The sequence below is a fragment of the Vibrio wakamikoensis genome (genome assembly GCF_050337275.1).
In the GTDB taxonomy this organism is placed as follows: domain Bacteria; phylum Pseudomonadota; class Gammaproteobacteria; order Enterobacterales; family Vibrionaceae; genus Vibrio; species Vibrio chaetopteri.
Genome location: NZ_JAKJST010000015.1, coordinates 138152 through 158124, shown reverse-complemented (window position 1 = coordinate 158124; position 19973 = coordinate 138152). Strand labels below are relative to the sequence as shown.

Sequence of the window (19973 nt, the reverse complement as noted above, 5' to 3'; positions counted from 1 at the left end):
TTGTGAGTCCTCGCGTTAATCAAATCATACGCCTATTTCTCTGGCTGTTACTGACCGTGCTGGTGCTACTTGCCTCCACGGTCACAGTGCTGCGTGTCGGCCTGCCTCAACTGAACAAAGTCCAACCTGAAATCGTTACTTGGATAAACCAAGGTACAGGACTGAATGTCTCGCTCAAAGACGTACGTGGTTTCTGGCGTAATACTCACCCGTCAATCTCACTGCAAGGGGTATCCGTCGGTCTTCCAGACAGTCCTGAAACCCAGTTTGAAGTGACCAACCTTGAGCTCGAATTCGACCTGGTACAAACCGTGTTGCAGCGTCAGCCTGTATTGGCGGATATGGTGATCAACGGCATGACACTAGACGTTCGTTCGGTGGATCTGCTCAAGGCGGCGGAGAGTACACCGGAGGAGCCGGTTACCAATGCGCCTGCAAAAAGCGGTGAGCAGTTGATCCAACGTTTGGATAACTTACTGTTGAGGCAGCTTGATCGATTCACGGTAGCGGATTCGACCATTCACTACACCGCTATCTCTGATGAAGCTCGTCAGTTAGATATTGAGAATTTGCAGTGGCGAAACGAAAAACGTCGCCACTTAGCGCAAGGCGTGGTGTCCATCGCCGATGCTAATCTCAATGCGCTTGAAGTGCGAGCGGACTTTGTTGATAACGGCTCTTTGACCAGTGTGACGGGAGATTTTTACGTCACAGTGGATGAAATGTCGTTGTCTCCGTGGCTATCGGATGAGCAGAAGCAGCAAACTGGCATTGAATCTGGGGCGGTCAGCCTAAGAGCTTGGCTTGAGTTAGATAATAGCAAAGCAAAAGAAGTCTATTTGGATGTGCTTCCTTCTGAGCTCAGTTGGGAAAGTGGCAATCAGCAACATGATCTGATAGTTGAGTCTGCGGTATTGCATTTACTGCCATCCACATCGGGTTGGCAGTTGAATGTGCACCAAGTCCAGGCTCGTACTGATGAAGTGACTTGGCCTGAGTTGGATATTGCCGTTGATTGGAATCGTGATAATCAATGGCAAGTCAATGTCTCTGAGCTCGATGTTGATAGCTTAAAACCATTGGCGACACTGGCTAACAACGAGACTATTAACCAATGGCTGTCGAGACTTAACCCGGGCGGCCGCATCGAAGACATTCGTATTTCTCAACTTGCAGGTGCTGATTCGATTAAGTATTCGGCGTCATTAAAGCAAATGTCGTTATCGCAATGGGGACTGTTACCTGGATTTTCTCATGTCTCAGGCCATCTGCGCGGGAACACTGAGCGGGCTTATGCGCGAGTGTCGGTTATTGATGATAAGTTCCCGTACGGCGATGTATTCCAAGCGCCTTTAAATATCAAGCAAGGCTTGGTTGACATTCATTGGGAGAATCATGGTGAGCAAGGCTGGTCACTGTGGTCGGATAAAGTCACGGCTGCCACACCAGATTTGCAAGTGCTTGGTGCCTTCCGGCTCGATTTCCCTAAGAACGATAGTCCATTCTTGTCCTTCTATGCTGAGGCTGACCTATACAACGCAGGGGAGGTGTGGCGTTACCTGCCAACTCTAGCAATGGGGCAAAGCTTAACGGATTACCTATCTGCGGCGATTCAAGCGGGTCGCGTGAACACCTCTAAGCTTTTGTGGTACGGCAAGCTCTCTGATTTCCCGTATCGCGACAACAACGGTATGTTCCAGGCGTTTGTTGGCCTGCGTGATGCCAAATTCAGCTTTGACACCAATTGGCCGCCGCTTACGGATCTGCAGCTCGATTTGTTGTTCCAAAACGAGAGCATGTATCTCGATTCGCGCTCTGCGACTTTAATGGATGTGAAAGGGCAGCGTATTACCGGTCGAATTCCCGAGCTTCGTGGTGATGGTCATCTTGAAATTGAAGCGAAAGCGGCTGGCAAAGGCAGTGCGGTACGTGACTACATGACCGCTTCACCATTGGTTGACTCGGTTGGTGCTGCGCTAACAGCGGTTCAAGTCAGTGGCGACGTTACCGCTGATTTTCAGCTCTACATTCCATTTGGGGGGGATGACACGCCATCTAGAGCTTGGGGTCATGCTGACCTAAGTGACAATCATGTTGAGATTGATGCTCCACCGATGACGCTTGAGCAAGTCTCAGGTCGTATCAAGTTCGATAATGACGTGGTTAAAGCAACGGGATTGTCAGCGAACTTGCTTGATCAGCCAATCAATTTGGACTTCCAAGGACAAAATGCAAGCAAAGGCTATGCGGTGAAGATCAACTCCGTTGGCGATTGGAGTACAGCACCACTTGAACCTTACATTGGTGATAAGGTCGTAAGCCGCTTATCAGGGCATGCACCTTGGCACCTGGATGTCGACATCCAGCTCAATGATGTGGGTTTTACTTATCAGCTTGATTTGGATGCAAACCTAGTCACGATTGCCAGCGATTACCCTTATCCACTGAGCAAGTCGTTTGGTGATGCAGGGAAAGCAAGGCTTCAGGCTTCAGGTAATCAGGAAAATATTACCGCTCGCTTGCAATTGCCGTCGGTAAAATATCAAACTGAAATTGATATCACTCAGCCGGTCCCTGTGCTTAAAGCGACTAACTTAGTGCTTGGTGAGGGTGGATTTAAAATTAGCCCAATTGTCGGCCATCACTTCCAAGTGCGCTCAGACACTATCGATTTCGATAAGTGGAGTGAGGTATTTAAAGAGCCACCGAGTGACAAAAAAGCGGTGCTGGATGACTTGCCGAAGCCCGAACTACCACTGCCAAAGCGTGCCAGTGTAGAAGCTAAAGAACTGATATTAGGCGGAATTGAATGGCACGATGTTAATTTCGATGCTAGATATAAAAAGGGTGGTTGGCAGTTTGCACTGGATAGCCAAGAGGCGAAAGGTGAAGCCAGCTACAGTGATAACAATGAACTCCATGTCGCGTTGAACCGTCTTCATATTTATGTGCCGGAACTCGATGAGATTGCTGACCAAGATGAGTCAATTATCACCCAGGAAAACCCAGAAGCACCAATTGTGACGGATTTTGAGCGTTCGCTATTTAACGCATTGCCCGATACCTTGCTGACCATCGATAACTTTTGGTTCCAAGGTTACAAAGTGGGTAAGGTCGATATGGATGTCTCTAGGCAGGGCAATAAGCTGGTTTGGAACAAGCTGCAGCTTTCTAGTGGCGCCAACCAAGTGGATATCGATGGCAGTTGGATGATGTCTGATGACCAGAATAAGACTCAAGTGAACTTCGCGGTAAAAGGTGAAAACAACAGCGATCTTATGGAACGTTTTGGTATCACAACGGGTATTCAACGCGCGCCGTTTGAAATGAAAGCCAAACTTGATTGGGATGGGGCGCCTTGGTCAATGCGCCTTGATACCGTCAATGGTGACATGAATACTAAGCTTGGCAAAGGGGTGATCTCCGACGTTAGCGGTGCGGCGCGACTACTTGGTCTGTTCAGTCTTGATTCTATTATTCGCAAGATGCAGCTCGATTTCTCGGATGTGTTTGATAAAGGCATGGCCTTTAACTCAATAACAGGCAGCGGCCGAGTGCGTGATGGCGTGTTTGTCACTAACGACATTAAGATGGACGCGGTAGCCGGTGATATGAGAATCAAAGGGTTGGCTGATCTTTCTAAACAAACTGTAGATGCAGAGGTGAGCTTTACCCCAGACATGACCTCTGGCATTCCTATCATCACCGCGTTTGCGGTAACGCCACAAACGGCGCTAGTCGTGTTGGCTGTGACGACAGTGATCTCACCTGTCGTTGAGGTAGTCACGCAAGTCAACTACTCGGTAAAAGGGCCGCTTGACTCACCGACCGTGAGTGAAATATCCCGCAGTAGCGGTGAATACACGCTGCCAGAGGATCTTAAAAAGGAGAAATAAGTCGTCTATGAGCATGGAACGCTTTGGAATCATACAAATGACCTCGGGGCCTGACCCGCAACGTAACTTTGAGCACATTGAGCAAAAAGTGGCGTTTTTGGCAGACAAAGGCATGCGCTGGATATTAATGCCTGAAAATGCGTTGGTATTCGGCCAGCGCCGAGACTACCATCAGCACGCAGAGTACTTGGGGCAGGGTGAGTTTCAAACCAAGCTTGCCAACCTTGCTAAACAATATAGCGTGAATCTGATCATTGGCAGCTTCCCTATTCGCATTTCCGAAAGCGAAGTGTCGACCACCACATTGGTCTTTGACATTAATGGTCAGCGTATGAATCATTACGACAAGCTGCACATGTTTGATGTCGATGTGAATGACGCCCACAAGACGTATCGAGAGTCCGAAACCTTTAAGGCCGGGGGCAACATTGCTATGGTGCCGACAGATTTTGGCGCGATTGGGCTATCTATCTGTTATGATTTGCGCTTTCCGCACTTGTACTGCGCACTTAGGTCGCAAGGCGCTAACGTGATTGTTGTGCCAGCTGCGTTTACCGCGGTGACTGGCAAGGCACATTGGGAAGTGCTGCTGCGAGCAAGAGCTATCGAAAACCAATGTTGGATCGTTGCCGCCAATCAATGTGGTACTCACCCATGCGGTCGAGAGACTTGGGGGCGCTCTATGGTGGTGTCTCCTTGGGGCGAGATCCAAGGTCAACTTGAGCAGCAAGCGGGCACCATTACTGCCGAATTGAATTTTGATGTGGTCGAAGAGGTAAGGCAGAGTATGCCTGTCGCTAAGCATATCCGCTTCGAGCAACATCTCCACTAATTATACTTACTAAGAGCAATCAAATATGGAACGCATAGAAGACGCGCTACTAGGCCCAACTGGTCTCTCTGAGCAAGATATTGAAGCTACGCTGGCGAGCATTGCGACTCGCCAAATTGACTATGCAGATATTTATTTTCAATCCAGCTGGCACGAATCTTTAGTCCTTGAAGACAGCATCATCAAAGATGGCTCTTTTAACATCGACCGCGGTGTTGGTGTGCGCGCTGTAACCGGTGAGAAAACCGGTTTTGCATACTCCGACCAAATCACTCTTGAAGGGCTGAAGCAGAGCGCAGTCGCAGCTCGCGGTATTGCCCAGCAAGGTCAAAGCGCTCAAGTTAAAGCGCTGACCCGCAGCGACAACCAAGCCTATTATGCGGCAGTGAACCCGCTGGAAAGCTGGGAAAAGCAGCAAAAAACCGAGCTGCTGAAACAGCTCGATGCCTACATCCGCACCAAAGAGCCATTGGTCAAAGAAGTGTCAGTGAGCCTAAGCGGTGTGTATGAGCAGATGCTGGTCGCGGCAACCGATGGCACGTTGGCGGGTGATGTTCGTCCATTGGTTCGACTATCTATTAGCGTGCTCGCGCAAAAAGGCGATCGTCGCGAACGCGGCAGTGCGGGCGGTGGTGGCCGATATGGTTATGATTTCTTTCTATCAACGGAAGAAGGTCAGCAGGTTGCTTACAACTACGCAGACGAAGCAATTCGCCAAGCACTGGTTAACCTTGAAGCGATTGACGCTCCAGCTGGCATGATGCCTGTGGTACTCGGTGCCGGTTGGCCTGGCGTACTACTCCATGAGGCGGTAGGTCACGGTCTAGAAGGTGACTTCAACCGTAAAGAGTCATCAGTCTTCTCAGGCAAGGTTGGCGAGCAAGTCACTTCAAACCTTTGTACCATTGTTGATGACGGCACGCTGCAAGATTTGCGCGGCTCACTTAACGTTGATGATGAAGGTGTGCATGGTCAATACAATACCCTGATCGAAAACGGTGTATTGAAAGGCTACCTACAAGACAAGCTCAATGCGCGTCTTATGGGCGTGAACCCAACGGGTAACGCGCGTCGTGAGTCTTATGCGCACTTACCAATGCCGCGTATGACCAACACTTACATGCTGCCGGGTGAGCACTCTCCTGAAGAGATCATCTCAACGGTGAAGAAAGGCCTATATGCGCCAAACTTTGGCGGCGGTCAGGTGGACATCACCTCGGGTAAGTTTGTGTTCTCAGCCTCAGAAGCGTACTTGATTGAAGACGGCAAGATTACCGCCCCTGTGAAAGGCGCAACGCTGATTGGCTCCGGTATTGAAGCGATGCAGCAAGTGTCCATGGTCGGTAACGACTTAGCGATTGACCGCGGTGTGGGCGTGTGTGGTAAGGCAGGACAAAGCGTGCCAGTCGGCGTGGGTCAGCCTAGCTTGAAGTTGGATTCCCTAACTGTTGGTGGCACGGACTAACTTTACACGTACGACTATAATTACTGTCATTCGGTATCCCGTCATTTGATATAACGTTATCCTTGCGAAAGCGAGGATCTCTCACAGCGCGTCATGCGCTGGAAGAGATCCCCCTTTTTCAAGGGGATGACGCCTTCTCTTATGACGCACTAGTTTTATGACCCAGTATTGTCATTCCGTAGTATTGCTATCCCGCGAAAGACTCACAAATTCTCCTCAGCAAACTCCGCCAATCGGCTTCTCACCACACCATTGAGGTGAATATTGGCACTGCCACCAAAGTTCTTAAATCGCTCTACCATGTAAGTGAGCCCTGATGTCACCGGCGTTAAGTAAGGCGAGTCAATCTGCGCTAAGTTGCCAGAGCAAACAATTTTGGTGCCTTCACCACAGCGTGTGATGATGGTTTTAATTTGCGATGCGGTTAGGTTTTGGCACTCATCAAGCAGCACAAACGCATTTTGAATCGAGCGACCGCGCATAAAGTTAATCGACTTAAATTGAATGTTAGCCTTATCGCAAATGTATTTGAGTGACCCTTCAGTACAGTGATCGTTCTTGTGCAGCGCTTCAAGGGTGTCGGTAATCGCCGCCAACCACGGCATCATCTTCTCTTCTTCAGTACCCGGTAGGAAACCAATCGACTCACCAATGTCCGGCGTGTTTCGGGTTACGATGATCTTATCGAACATGCCACGCTCTATGGTCATCTCCAGTGCAGCAGCCATGGCAAGTAAGGTTTTACCACTACCTGCCGCACCCGTGAGAATGACTAAGTCAATGTCCGGGTCGAGTAGGGCATCCATCGCCATGCCTTGGTAGATATTTTTCGGTCTGATATCCCACGCTTGACGGCACAGCATGCGCTCTTGGCTCAAGTCGCGAATCGTCACCTTATCATCGTCGATGTCGGCAACTCGCCCTGCAAAGTCGCTCGACTCGTCGATGAGGTATTGGTTGATGAAGGTTGGGTCAATCGCCTCTCGGTCGAAGGTGTGATAGGTCTTGCTGGCCAAGGTTTTGGTTTCAACCTCATCAATGTGCTCCCAAAACGCGCCTTGCGATTTTTGGAAGCCTTTTGTCAGATACTGCACATCATCAATCAGTTGGTCGGTTCGATAATCTTCAACAAAACGTACGCCAGCCCCTTTAGCGCGTAGTCGCATATTGATGTCTTTCGTCACCAGCACCACCTCGCGTGGTGAACGTTTGTTCTGCAGATAGAGCACTGCGTTCAGTATCCGGTTGTCTCCCTCTTTGTCGGCAAAGGCTTTGACGGTTTCTTGCAGTACGTAATCGGCGAGGATGGAAATGGTGCCCGTTGCCTCGATGTTGCTGGAAAACGGAATGCCTTCTGAAATCTCGTCTGGTGTGGCGTCTTTGAAAATATCTTCGAGGGCTCGAATGGCGACACGAGCATCACGCGCGACATCGCGTTTGCTGTCTTTAATTCGGTCGAGCTCTTCGAGAACCGTCATCGGAATGACGACATCGTGTTCCTTGAAGGAAAAAATGGCGTGAGGTTCGTGGAGAAGGATATTGGTGTCGAGAACGAAAATTTTACGGTCGGTATCGCCCATAGAGTCTCCTTGCCGCAACTGGCGCTTGTCCTTTGCGGTTAACTCAGATGGCGATCGAGTCAGACTGTCTGTCCACATTCGCTGGTTCTAGCCGTTTCACTAGTTCTAGCAATGCTGGGGATCTACGCTGGCTCTGATGTCCTATCTTAGTGAGTCAACCGTGTTACGTTCAATTGGAATGATATCGAATTGAACCTGATTCCCTGTAAGGCTAACGAGAGAGGTGACTATCAGGGCTTGGCGAGTAGTCATATGTCGTTAACGTTTACATTCTGAGTATAAGTGAAAAATGTTACTTTCGTTCTCAGAAATGACACTGTTTTTTTGCAGTTTGATGTCAACCACGACAATTCAAAAAAAACTCAGCTTTTCCTTGTAATTGGCGTGACCTGTATCACGCCTTCAAGTAAGATTAGCGACCTTTCATCTAGGGGATGGGGTGAGCAAAATTTGCTCTATCACCTACTATTATTTGGGCGGAGTATTGAGCTCAGTGCGCCACGATTTGGCAGGCTGTGTTACCGCTGAAATGACAAAAATCGACACGAATTGAGGTAGTCTCTCTATGACATTTGCTTTAGGGCAGCGCTGGATTAGCGATACGGAAAGTGATTTAGGTTTGGGTACGGTCGTCGCACTGGATGCGAGAACAGTATCACTTATGTTTGCAGCATCAGAAGAGAATCGCGTATACGCTCGTAGTGATGCGCCTGTCACCCGAGTTACGTTTAATGTCGGTGATGTCATTGAGTGCCAAGAAGGCTGGTCGCTAGAAGTTGAAGAAGTGATCGAAGACCAAGGTATCTTCACTTACGTGGGTACCCGTCAAGATACTGAAGAAGCGAATGTCGCTTTGCGCGAGATCTTTCTAAGCCACCAAATTCGCTTTAACAAGCCACAGGACAAATTGTTCGCGGGTCAAATCGATCGCATGGACAACTTTGTGCTGCGTTACCGCGCGCTGAGCAACCAGTATGAACAACACAAGAGTCCAATGCGTGGTCTGTGTGGTATGCGTGCAGGCCTAATTCCTCATCAGCTGTTTATTGCCCATGAAGTGGGTCGCCGCTACGCGCCTCGCGTACTGCTTGCCGATGAAGTAGGCCTAGGTAAGACCATTGAAGCGGGCATGATCATTCATCAGCAGGTACTATCTGGTCGAGCGCAGCGTGTGTTGATCGTGGTACCTGAAACCCTGCAGCACCAGTGGCTTGTCGAAATGATGCGTCGCTTTAACCTGCATTTCTCTATCTTTGATGAAGAACGTTGTATTGAAGCGTACGCGGAAGCTGAAAACCCGTTCGATACTCAGCAGTTTGTGTTGTGTTCACTGGATTTCCTTCGCAAGAGCCGCAAGCGTTTTGAACAAGCGCTGGAAGGCGAGTGGGACTTGTTGGTGGTCGATGAAGCACACCACCTAGAGTGGAGCCAAGAGCAGCCAAGCCGTCAATACCAAGTGGTTGAAGCGCTAGCAGAAAAAACGCCGGGCGTGCTGCTACTGACTGCTACTCCTGAGCAGCTTGGCCGCGAAAGCCACTTTGCCCGTTTGCGTCTTCTCGATGCAGATCGTTTCTTTGACTACGACGCATTTGTTAAAGAAGAAGAGCAATATGCTCCGGTTGCCGATGCGGTAACAGCGCTGTTTTCAGGTCAATCTCTGGCGAATGATGCTAAAAACCAAATTACCGAACTGCTGTCCGAGCAAGATGTAGAGCCACTGCTTAATGTGCTAGAAAGTAAGGCCAGTGATGAAGAGAAAGCGATAGCGCGCCAAGAGCTTATCGATAATCTGATGGATCGTCACGGCACAGGTCGCGTATTGTTTAGAAACACTCGCGCCGCCATCAAAGGTTTCCCTACACGTAATGTTAACTTGGTGCCGATGCCAATCCCGCAGCAGTACACCACTTCAATGCGTGTTTCTGGCATGATTGGCGGTAAGATGACGCCTGAAGCGCGCGCCATGAAGATGCTTTACCCAGAAGAGATCTTCCAAGAGTTTGAAGGTGAAGATTCAAGTTGGTGGCAGTTTGACTCGCGAGTTAACTGGCTGATTGAGAAGATCACCGCGAAACGCAGTGAGAAAATCTTGGTCATTGCGTCTCGTGCGAGTACTGCGCTGCAACTTGAGCAAGCATTGCGTGAGCGTGAAGGTATTCGCGCGACTGTCTTCCACGAAGGCATGTCGATTCTAGAGCGTGATAAAGCGGCGGCTTATTTTGCGCAGGAAGAGGGCGGTGCTCAGGTTCTGATCTGTAGTGAGATTGGCTCTGAAGGTCGTAACTTCCAGTTTGCTAACCAGCTTGTGATGTTCGACTTGCCATTCAACCCAGATCTTCTAGAGCAGCGTATTGGTCGCTTAGATCGTATTGGTCAAAAACGTGATATCGATGTACACGTCCCTTACCTAGAAGGCACGTCGCAAGGCATTCTAGCGCGTTGGTTTAACGAAGGTCTGAATGCGTTTGCTGAAACTTGTCCAACGGGGCGCATGGTATATGACCGCTACCAGGAAAGCATCATTAACATGCTAGCCAGCGGTGATATCAGTGAGCTTGATGATGTGATTGAAGGTTCTCGTCAATACAACCAAGAGCTGAAACACGAGCTGGAGCAAGGCCGTGATCGCCTGCTAGAAATGCACTCCAATGGCGGCGAAGCGGCGCAGCAGATTGTAGAGAAGATCTCAGCAACGGACGGCGATACTAACCTAGTGACATTTGCGCTGAGCCTCTTTGACACCATAGGTCTAAACCAAGACGACAAAGGTGAGAATGCTCTTGTGGTGACTCCATCTGAGCACATGATGGTGCCAAGCTACCCAGGTCTTCCATACGATGGTGCGACCATTACGTTTGATCGTGATACCGCGCTGTCTCGTGAAGATATGAACTTTATCAGTTGGGAGCACCCAATGATCCAAGGCGGTATCGACTTGGTGATGAGTGAAGGTGTAGGCACGAGTGCAGTATCGCTACTGAAGAACAAAGCGCTGCCAGTGGGTACGATTTTGCTTGAGTTGGTTTACGTTGTGGATGCGCAAGCACCGAAGCAAAGTGGCATTAGCCGTTTCCTACCGCCAACACCAATTCGCATGATGATGGATGGCCGTGGCAACGATCTCTCTTCACAAGTTGAGTTTGAAGGCTTCAACCGCCAACTTAGCCCAGTAAACCGTCATCTAGCGAGCAAGCTAGTAGGCTCAGTTCAAGCGGACGTTCATCGTCTAATTGAAGCGGGTAACGGCGCGGTTGAAGAGAAGGTGACTGCAGTTCGTGAAGATGCGCACAAAGCGATGTACGCGAGTCTTAACGGCGAGCTTGAGCGTCTGCAAGCCTTGAAAGCGGTTAACCCAAATATCCGTGATGAAGAGATTGAAGCGATTGAGTCTCAAATTGCTGAGCTAGATGGCTACATCAATAAGGCACAAGGTCAGCTTGATTCGCTGCGCTTGATTGTCGTCAGCCATAACTAAGCTTATATATTCGGCTTTTTAATTAAGCATTTCGCCAACCCGAGATGCGATTGATACAATGGCGCAGCGTAAGTTGCGCCTTTTGTTTTTCCTGTCAGCTATTCTGATTTCCATTGCGAGACCTTGTTATGGCCATGCTAAGCTACACCCCACCCACTGATCCTTGGACTGATATTGTCTATGAGGATGAGCACATCCTTGCGGTCAACAAGCCCTCTGGACTGTTGTCGGTTCCTGGAAAAGCGGCGGAGCATTACGATAGTATGTGGAGCCGTTTAGTCACCGACTACCCTGATATTCAGGTGGTGCACAGACTTGATATGTCGACATCAGGCCTTATGCTGCTGGCGAAAACCAAAGAGGCAGAGCGTTCGGTAAAGAAACAGTTTCAATACCGTCTGACGCACAAAATTTACTATGCTCGCGTTTGGGGCACGCCGAAAGAGAGTGAAGGGCTGATTGATCTGCCTTTGATTTGTGATTGGCCAAACCGCCCGTGCCAAAAGGTGTGCTATGAGCATGGTAAGCCGTCACAAACCTACTACCAAGTGGTTGAGCGGGAAGAGGAAACCAGTATCGTTCGTCTGTTTCCGATCACTGGGCGCTCTCATCAATTGCGCGTTCACTTGCTGGCTCTCGGTCATTCTATTGTGGGTGATGAGTTCTATGCTCATGAAGAGGCCATGAACTATTCTGACCGTCTAGAGCTGCATGCCTCAGAGCTCTGTTTCTATCATCCACAAACCGAGCAGCTTCAGGCGATTTTTGTCCCGTGTGATTTTTACCCACAGACCGAGCAACTTGTGATTGAGCACTTTGACCCAGCGCCACAATTACCGGATTATAAGACTCTTCCTCGGCCATAAATAACTGTCGGCCGTGAACATCAAAGGAGAGGTCATGGCCGCCAAAAAGATTGTATTCCTAGACCGAGATACGATCCCAGCTCACATTCCTATACCTACGCCTGCTTTTGACCACCAATGGGTCAATTACTCCAAAACTGAACCTCATGAGGTGAAACAGCGAATTGCTGACGCTGATATTGTGGTGAGCAATAAAGTGGTTTTGGGAGCCGATGTGTTGAGTAACGCAGCCAAGCTTGAGCACATCGCCGTTGCAGCAACAGGCGTCAACAATGTGGATTTGGACTACTGCCAACAGCGTGGCATTCGCGTCACCAATATTCAAGGGTATGCGACCCAATCCGTCCCTGAACACATCATTGGTTTGCTATTTGCCTTAAAGCGAAACCTTTTGGCCTACCATAGTGATATTGCTGCGGGCGAGTGGCTGCGGCAAAACAAGTTCTGTTTCTTTACTCATCCAATTCAAGATATGGCGGGCTCTACACTCGGTATCATTGGTAGTGGTGCGTTAGGGCAGGCTACGGCGGTATTGGCACGTGCCATCGGTATTAAGGTGCAGTTTGCTGAACGTAAAGGTGCTGCCCAGTGCCGCTCAGGGTATGTCGCATTTGAGGAGTGTTTAGCCAGTAGTGATGCGATAGCGCTGCTGTGCCCACTCACTGAAGAAACTCGAAACCTGATTGATACTGCTGCGCTGAGTAAAATGAAGTCGACGGCCGTGCTTATTAATACCGGTCGTGGTGGCTTGGTTGATGAGGCGGCGCTTATCGCAGCACTAAAAGAGGGAGATATTGCCGGTGCTGGCGTTGATGTCTTTATCGAAGAGCCTGCGCCTATGGATAACCCGTTAGTCGCCAATCAGCAACTGCCCAACTTAATACTGACGCCGCATGTCGCGTGGGGTAGCGATTCATCGATAACCAAGTTGTGCGAAATACTGGTCAGTAACCTTGAAGTCGCGATGGAAGGCGTTGATCAGAACCGAGTGGTATAGAGGAGCGCCATTTAGAAACCGCACAAACAAAAAGCCCCACGTGAGGTGGGGCTTTATAGTATGCATACGGTTAGCTTGCCTGTGGCTTAACTTGTCTGTGGTTTTACGACCAGCACGTTAATAGGCGAATTTTGCACCACTTTACTCGCCACAGATCCAAGGACAACCTTATCAATTTTCGAGCGTTTATGGCTTGGCATGACGATGAGATCGGCGCCAAGGCGCTCGGCATAATCAAGGATAGTCGCATAAGGCTTGCCCTCTGCAACATGTACCTTGTACACCACATCTTCGGAGATATGCTGCTCGGCAAACGCTTTTAATTGTGCTTTCACATCATTTTTCATTTGTGCTGCCGCATCTTTAGGGAAGTAGCTTGCGACCATAGACATGTGAATGCCAGGCAGAACATTCAGCAGATGCACTTCTGCATTGGAGTGTTTGGCGTGCCAAACGGCGATTTCGACGGCTTTGTCTGAAAAGCCTTTGTCATTCAGATCGACAGGAACAAGGATTTGCTTGTACATGTTATTTCTCTTTTTGGTTCCTACCCTACTAGCATAGGGTAAAGCATAAGCTTGGCTAGTATTATCCGTTCCGTTTAAAGGTAGAAGGCTCCAAGCATTAAACTTGGAGCCTAACTTACCTATGCGCTCAGGTTTTCACGACGAGCGCGACGCTTTTGATTCATCGCCATAGCAATAAGTAAAAGCAGGGCAGGTACAAATACCCACTCTTTCATTGGTCTATCCGCTTCCTGCACGATAGATTTAATTTCCCAGTCAAAGTCTAGACCAGATGCCTCAGCTGGGCTGCCAAATTCAACCATATCGATAATCATTTTACCGTCAGTTTCATTAAGCATTAGACCCATAGATGAGATACGATCGTCTGCACCAACGGCGTCATCTTCAAATGGTAGACGAACGGTCTTCTCGACGTATTTACCTTCCAGTGTTTCACCGGCGACTCTTAACTCAAGTGATTGTCCAACATTTAGGTTTTCAGTAATTTGAGCTATCTCAACCCCAGGTGAAAGAACCTTAGCTGGATAGATCATGTCCCACCAGAAACCCGGTCGGAAGAAGGTGAAAGTGAGCGCTAGAAGCAGCACCGTTTCCCACCACTTGTTCTTAGTAAACCACCACCCTTGCGTCGCTGCAGAGAAGATAAGCATCGCAATGATCGCTGAAATCACCGTCAGTGCCAAATGCCACCAAGAATCAATGCCCATCATCAATAGCTGTGTATTGAAGATAAACATAAACGGCAGAATGGCAGTACGAATATCGTAGGTAAAACCTTGAATACCGGTACGGATAGGGTCTGACTTAGCAATGGCTGCAGCAGCAAAGGCGGCGAGACCTACTGGTGGCGTATCATCAGCAAGAATACCGAAATAGAACACGAACAAGTGAACAGCAATCAGTGGGATGATAAGACCGTGTGCCGCGCCAAGCGTTACAATCACTGGCGCCATCAGTGTTGATACTACGATGTAGTTCGCCGTTGTCGGTAGACCCATACCTAAGATAAGTGAGATAACCGCGGTAAACAGCAGCATCAAGATGATGTTACCGCCGGAAATGAACTCAACGAAGTCGGTCATCACAAGGCCAATACCGGTTAGAGTAACAACACCCACTACGGTACCTGCAGCCGCTGTGGCCACGCCGATACCAATCATGTTTCGAGCACCAGAGACAAGACTTTCTGCTAGGTCAACGAAGCCCGCTTTAAGTTCTTCGGTAACATCATTGGTTTTCGCCATTAAAGCAATCAAAGGACGCTGAGTGATCAGGATAAAGATCATAAACACAGTTGCCCAGAATGCGGACAGACCTGGTGAGAAACGTTCAACCGTCAAACACCAAACCAGTACCACGATTGGTAGCAAGAAGTGTAAACCAGACTTAATGGTTGGACCCGGATCAGGAACCTCATTTAGTTCTGCATCAATCTCAAGACCGCCCTCTTTGGCGTACTTAGCCGAAATGCGTAACAAGCCAACATAAGCAAGCAGGAGAACTGCACCCACAATAGGTGTTGCTGCATCACCGAACACACCTTTAGTCCAGCCAATACCGTAGTAGACTACGGCGCTGATGACGCACAGACCCAAAATAGTACCGGTAAACGACAGCAGGCTTTGTACCAGTGTTGGGGTGTGGCGACGAGGAAGACCCGTCATACCAGCCTTACATGCTTCTAGGTGAACGATGTAGATAAGAGCAATATAAGAAATCAGTGCTGGCAGAAGTGCAGCTTTAATAACCTCAACGTAAGAGATACCGACATATTCCACCATCAAGAATGCCGCTGCACCCATAATTGGTGGTGTGAGCTGTCCATTGGTGGACGCGGCCACTTCTACTGCACCAGCTTTAGTGCCAGGAAAGCCAACACGCTTCATCAGTGGAATGGTAAAGGTACCTGTGGTTACTACGTTGGCAATCGATGAACCCGACACTAGGCCAGATAAACCAGACGCAACCACCGCGGCTTTTGCAGGGCCGCCGCGCATATGGCCAAGCAGTGAAAACGCAACTTTAATGAAGTATGCACCCGCACCAGCACGTTCAAGCATTGCGCCGAATAGTACGAATAGGAATACAAACGAGGTCGATACACCAAGTGCAACACCAAACACACCTTCAGTGGTGAGCCATAGGTGTGACATCGCTTTGTTAAGGCTTGCACCTTTATGCGCGATGACGTCCGGCATGTATGGGCCACCAAAGGTATACAGCAAGAACACCGCAGCGACCACCATCAGCGGTGGACCGAGTGCACGGCGTGTCGCCTCTAATAGCAACACCATGCCCGTGACTGCAGCGACGATATCCATTGTCGTCGGTGCTCCAGAGCGCCCAGCAAGCTGGGTATAGAATAAATAGATATAGGCGGCAGAAAAACTGCCTGCAAGCGCCAAAATCCAGTCGATGGCAGGAATTCTGTCTCGAGGCGAATTCTTCATCGCTGGATAGGCGGTAAACGCTAGGAAAATAGCGAAGGTTAGGTGAATAGAGCGCGCTTCAGTGTCGTTCAGTACGCCAAAGTTAAATATAAATGGCAGTGGTGAAGCGTACCAAAGTTGAAACAGTGACCAACATAGCGGCACGAACCAAAGAATTTTGGCAGGGATCCCCTTAGGGCTTCGTGCGCCAGTGTCAGCCTGTGCGACCATGTCTTGCACATCTTGCGACGGTTGTGTTGTCTGCGTCATGTACGTTGTCCTTTATTATTTTTGGATTCGTGACGTTTAAGCCAAAGGCTAATTAAAAAGGCACGAACCTATTTCGCATTTAACATTGTAGTCAATGGATGCAAACGTGTAGCAGTTGTTGTGTTTTTGGGCTCTTAATGACGGGCTTGGAAAGAGAGCCCAAATAGCCACACCAGTTGGATGCACTGGTGTTAATTGTTTTGAGTGTTACTCATAATAGAAAAGCTGTAGGGGAAGCGATGCCTCCCCTACGAAGTGGTCTTATTTTAGTAGACCGACTTCTTTGTAGTACTTCTCAGCACCTGGGTGAAGCGGGATAGATAGACCTGCTTTCACCATGTCTTCTTTCTTCAGGTTAGCGAACGCTGGGTGAAGACGTTTGAATGTATCGAAGTTTTCAAATACTGCTTTAGCCACATTGTATGCTGTTTCGTCAGAAACGTCTGATGTGGTTACCATAGTGGCGGCAACACCGAAGCTGTTTACGTCACCCTCTGTGCCACGGTACATACCTGCCGGTACATTGCTGTAAGCGTAGTAAGGGTTTGCTGAAACGATTTCATCGATTTTTTCGCCAGTCGCAGAGATTAGTTTAGCTTCACAAGATGTTGTTGCTTCTTTGATTGATCCGTTTGGATGGCCAACAACATAAACGAACGCGTCGATTTTGTTGTCACAAAGAGCTTGTGAACGTTCAGAACCTTTTAGTTCAGAAGCCAGTTTGAAGTCATCGTTAGTCCAACCCATTGCATCCATGACAACGCCCATTGTTGCGCGGTCACCAGAACCAGGGTTACCGATATTCACACGCTTACCTTTTAGGTCAGTCACGTTGTTGATACCAGCATCAGAACGAGCGATGATGTTGAATGGTTCTGTGTGCAAAGAGAACATCGCACGAAGCTTTTTGTAAGGGCCTTGCTCTTCAAATTTGCTCGTGCCGTTGTAGCCGTGATATTGCCAGTCAGATTGAACGATACCGAAATCTAACTCACCAGCACGCATAGTGTTGACATTGTAGATAGAACCACCAGTGGACTCTACTGAACAACGGATGTTGTGTTCCTTACGGCCTTTATTCACAAGCTTACAGATTGCACCGCCAGTAGGGTAATAAACCCCCGTTACCGAACCTGTACCGATTGTGATGAACTCTTGAGCATTAACAGCGCCTGCGCCCATTATTGCAGCGGCAATAGCACCGATTTTAACAAGTTTCTTAAATGCCATGAATTTCCCTTCCTTATTCATTATTAGCCCTGAATAACTATAGTTGTCTTCAGAGGTTTCCTATGTGGAAACGGCATCTTTTTCAATCCATATGTTGAAAAAGTGGCGCAATCATACCAAATAAATTGGAAGAAAATTACTGGATTGTTAATAGATATAGGGGATTTGTCTGTGCTAGAAATGGCAGGAGGCGATGTATTTTTGGAATATAAGTCAAATAAAACAGATAATTAAGACGAATTTAAGGGGTAGAGTTTGATTTTTTTAAGATGTGATGAGTATCACGGAACGGATTGCTCCGTGACAGATTGTTCTGAATGTTAACGTTTAAAACTTAACCAGCGTATTCAAACAAATCACATACAGAATCAAATAGTTGTTTCGTAGAGACTGTAAGCGTTGGAGTAATAAAGATGGTGTCATCGCCAGCGACAACGCCCAAGATACCTTCAGCTTTACCCAGTGAGTCTAACAATCGAGCGATGAGCTGTGCAGCTCCGGGACCAGTATGAATGACGACTAACGCGTTGTTATGGTCGATATCGAGTACCAGTTCACGCAGTGAACTCGATACAGTCGGAACGCCAAGTTCAGCAGGTAAACAATAAACCATTTCCATTTTGGCGTTGCGGGTTCTCACTGCGCCAAACTTAGTCAACATACGCGACACTTTTGATTGGTTAATATTTTCAAACCCTTCGTGTTTTAACGCGTCGACAATCTCACCTTGAGAGCCAAATCGCTCTTCTTTTAATAACGCTTTAAACGCGCGAACCAGATTATCTTGTTTGTCATTATTGCGCATATACGCCTCTTATTCTTCGTTCTACTCGCAGTGATCGCCGTATTGTGGCACAGAACCTCTATGTTAACCAACTTATCCATGGTTTCTGCCGACAATATCACTTAAACCTATGTCACGGAAAAATACCATAACCTCATAATTAACAAGGTAAAAGGTGGGTTTTAACGAGGGGGTTTACGTGCTAGTTTAGTGGCACGTTATTAGCGAGTTGCGTGACCTCGCAAAGCTGGGGTTAATTGATTGTAATCGATTAGTGAATGCTATAGCTTTTTACTAGCTGATGAAAAATTACCCTACAAAACTATGAATAAGAGATACCAATCTCAAGGAGAACTACCATGAAAGTAGCTGTTATTGGTGCCGCGGGTGGCATCGGTCAAGCCCTAGCTCTACTACTTAAGAACCGTCTTCCAGCAGGTTCTGATTTAGCCCTTTATGATATTGCCCCTGTAACTCCTGGTGTAGCGGCTGACCTTAGCCACATCCCGACGCCAGTTTCCATCAAAGGTTATGCCGGTGAAGACCCAACGCCAGCGCTTGAAGGTGCCGATGTGGTGCTAATCTCAGCGGGTGTTGCACGTAAACCAGGTATGGATCGTTCTGATCTATTCAATGTTAACGCTGGTATCGTGAAATCTTTGGCGGAAAAAATCGCGGTAGTTTGCCCGACAGCGTGTATTGGTATCATTACAAACCCAGTGAACACGACTGTGCCAATCGCAGCAGAAGTGCTTAAGAAAGCCGGTGTTTATGACAAGCGTAAGCTGTTCGGTGTGACAACACTGGATGTGATTCGCTCAGAAACCTTCGTTGCTGACCTAAAAGCAAAAGATCCAGGCGATGTGCGTGTACCGGTTATCGGTGGTCACTCTGGTGTCACGATTCTTCCTCTTCTTTCTCAAGTAGAAGGTGTTGAGTTTACGGCTGAAGAAGTAGAAGCGTTGACCAAGCGCATTCAAAACGCAGGTACTGAAGTTGTTGAAGCGAAAGCGGGTGGTGGCAGCGCAACGCTATCAATGGGTCAAGCGGCGTGTCGATTTGGTCTAGCGCTAGTGAAAGGCCTACAAGGTGAAGAAAACGTCATCGAATGCGCGTACGTTGAAGGCGATGGTGAACACGCTCCTTTCTTCGCACAGCCAGTTAAGCTAGGTAAAGATGGCGCAGAAGCTATCCTTAGCTACGGTGAGTTAAGTGATTACGAGAAAGCAGCTTTAGATGGCATGCTTGAAACGCTAAACAAAGACATCGAGATTGGTGTTGAGTTCGCGAAATAATCACCGAACCTTGCTAATTTAGCCGCTTAATATTCAAACCCAGTCTTTACTAGACTGGGTTTTTTGATCTATCCCTTAAGGAGCACGTAAAAACAGTGTTGCAAGATGGGGGATGGATGATGGAAATAGACAAAGTACGTAAGGGGATGTGGGTCGAGTCCCAGCATGGCGTGGGTCAGGTATTAGTAATCGACAAAACGTCTAATTCGGTATTGGTCGAGCCACTTGGCAGTGATGTTCAGTGGGCGTTAGACGCCGACGAGATCCAAGAAGACCAACAACTGCATAATGGCTGCGAACAATACTACTAGGATAGCGCTGAGCGAA

13 protein-coding genes are annotated in these 19973 nt (G+C 48.4%); 8 read left to right on the top strand and 5 right to left on the bottom strand.

The features are described from left to right. Positions 1-2 precede the first annotated feature (2 nt). The 3 genes from L4C42_RS06700 to tldD are packed head-to-tail and all read left to right on the top strand — an operon-like array spanning position 3 to position 6193. The gene (locus L4C42_RS06700; RefSeq protein WP_429759869.1) at positions 3-3896 is read left to right on the top strand and encodes a YhdP family protein; all 3894 of its coding nucleotides are present in this window, start codon (positions 3-5) and stop codon (positions 3894-3896) included. 13 nt (positions 3897-3909) lie between these two features. Next, positions 3910-4728 carry a carbon-nitrogen hydrolase family protein gene (locus tag L4C42_RS06695; protein ID WP_429759922.1) on the top strand — a complete coding sequence of 273 codons (819 nt, stop codon included), beginning with the start codon at positions 3910-3912 and terminating at the stop codon, positions 4726-4728. Between the two features lie 25 nt (positions 4729-4753). Next, on the top strand, positions 4754-6193 hold the full coding sequence (gene tldD / locus L4C42_RS06690) for a metalloprotease TldD (RefSeq protein WP_353497080.1): 1440 nt from the start codon (positions 4754-4756) through the stop codon (positions 6191-6193). A 203-nt stretch (positions 6194-6396) separates the two neighbouring features. On the opposite strand, the gene L4C42_RS06685 is transcribed toward tldD, so the two are convergent. After that, entirely contained in the window at positions 6397-7773 is a 1377-nt protein-coding gene (locus L4C42_RS06685) for a PhoH family protein (protein ID WP_353497079.1), read from the bottom strand. Between the two features lie 565 nt (positions 7774-8338). On the opposite strand from L4C42_RS06685, the gene rapA reads away from it, so the two are divergent. From rapA to L4C42_RS06670, 3 genes are all read left to right on the top strand, one after another. After that, on the top strand, positions 8339-11248 hold the full coding sequence (gene rapA / locus L4C42_RS06680; RefSeq protein WP_353497078.1) for an RNA polymerase-associated protein RapA: 2910 nt from the start codon (positions 8339-8341) through the stop codon (positions 11246-11248). Positions 11249-11376: 128 nt separating this feature from the next. Further along, positions 11377-12114, top strand: coding sequence for a bifunctional tRNA pseudouridine(32) synthase/23S rRNA pseudouridine(746) synthase RluA (rluA, locus tag L4C42_RS06675; protein WP_429759866.1), 738 nt, complete (start codon positions 11377-11379; stop codon positions 12112-12114). 34 nt (positions 12115-12148) lie between these two features. Next, complete coding sequence (locus L4C42_RS06670; RefSeq protein ID WP_353497076.1) at positions 12149-13111, top strand: D-2-hydroxyacid dehydrogenase; 963 nt, start codon at positions 12149-12151, stop codon at positions 13109-13111. An 86-nt stretch (positions 13112-13197) separates the two neighbouring features. On the opposite strand, the gene L4C42_RS06665 is transcribed toward L4C42_RS06670, so the two are convergent. From L4C42_RS06665 to argR, 4 genes are all read right to left on the bottom strand, one after another. Beyond that, the gene (locus L4C42_RS06665) at positions 13198-13638 is read right to left on the bottom strand and encodes a universal stress protein (RefSeq protein ID WP_353497075.1); all 441 of its coding nucleotides are present in this window, start codon (positions 13636-13638) and stop codon (positions 13198-13200) included. Positions 13639-13757: 119 nt separating this feature from the next. Next, positions 13758-16337, bottom strand: coding sequence for a TRAP transporter permease (locus L4C42_RS06660; RefSeq protein ID WP_353497074.1), 2580 nt, complete (start codon positions 16335-16337; stop codon positions 13758-13760). Between the two features lie 261 nt (positions 16338-16598). Further along, positions 16599-17567, bottom strand: coding sequence for a TAXI family TRAP transporter solute-binding subunit (locus L4C42_RS06655; RefSeq protein ID WP_353497073.1), 969 nt, complete (start codon positions 17565-17567; stop codon positions 16599-16601). 334 nt (positions 17568-17901) lie between these two features. After that, a complete protein-coding gene (argR, locus tag L4C42_RS06650) occupies positions 17902-18372 on the bottom strand; it encodes a transcriptional regulator ArgR (RefSeq protein ID WP_042473435.1) in 471 nt (156 codons plus the stop codon). A 338-nt stretch (positions 18373-18710) separates the two neighbouring features. On the opposite strand from argR, the gene mdh reads away from it, so the two are divergent. Beyond that, positions 18711-19646, top strand: a complete 936-nt coding sequence (gene mdh / locus L4C42_RS06645; RefSeq protein ID WP_353497072.1) for a malate dehydrogenase — start codon at positions 18711-18713, stop codon at positions 19644-19646. A 116-nt stretch (positions 19647-19762) separates the two neighbouring features. Further along, positions 19763-19957 carry a hypothetical protein gene (locus tag L4C42_RS06640; protein WP_353497071.1) on the top strand — a complete coding sequence of 65 codons (195 nt, stop codon included), beginning with the start codon at positions 19763-19765 and terminating at the stop codon, positions 19955-19957. Positions 19958-19973: the final 16 nt, after the last annotated feature.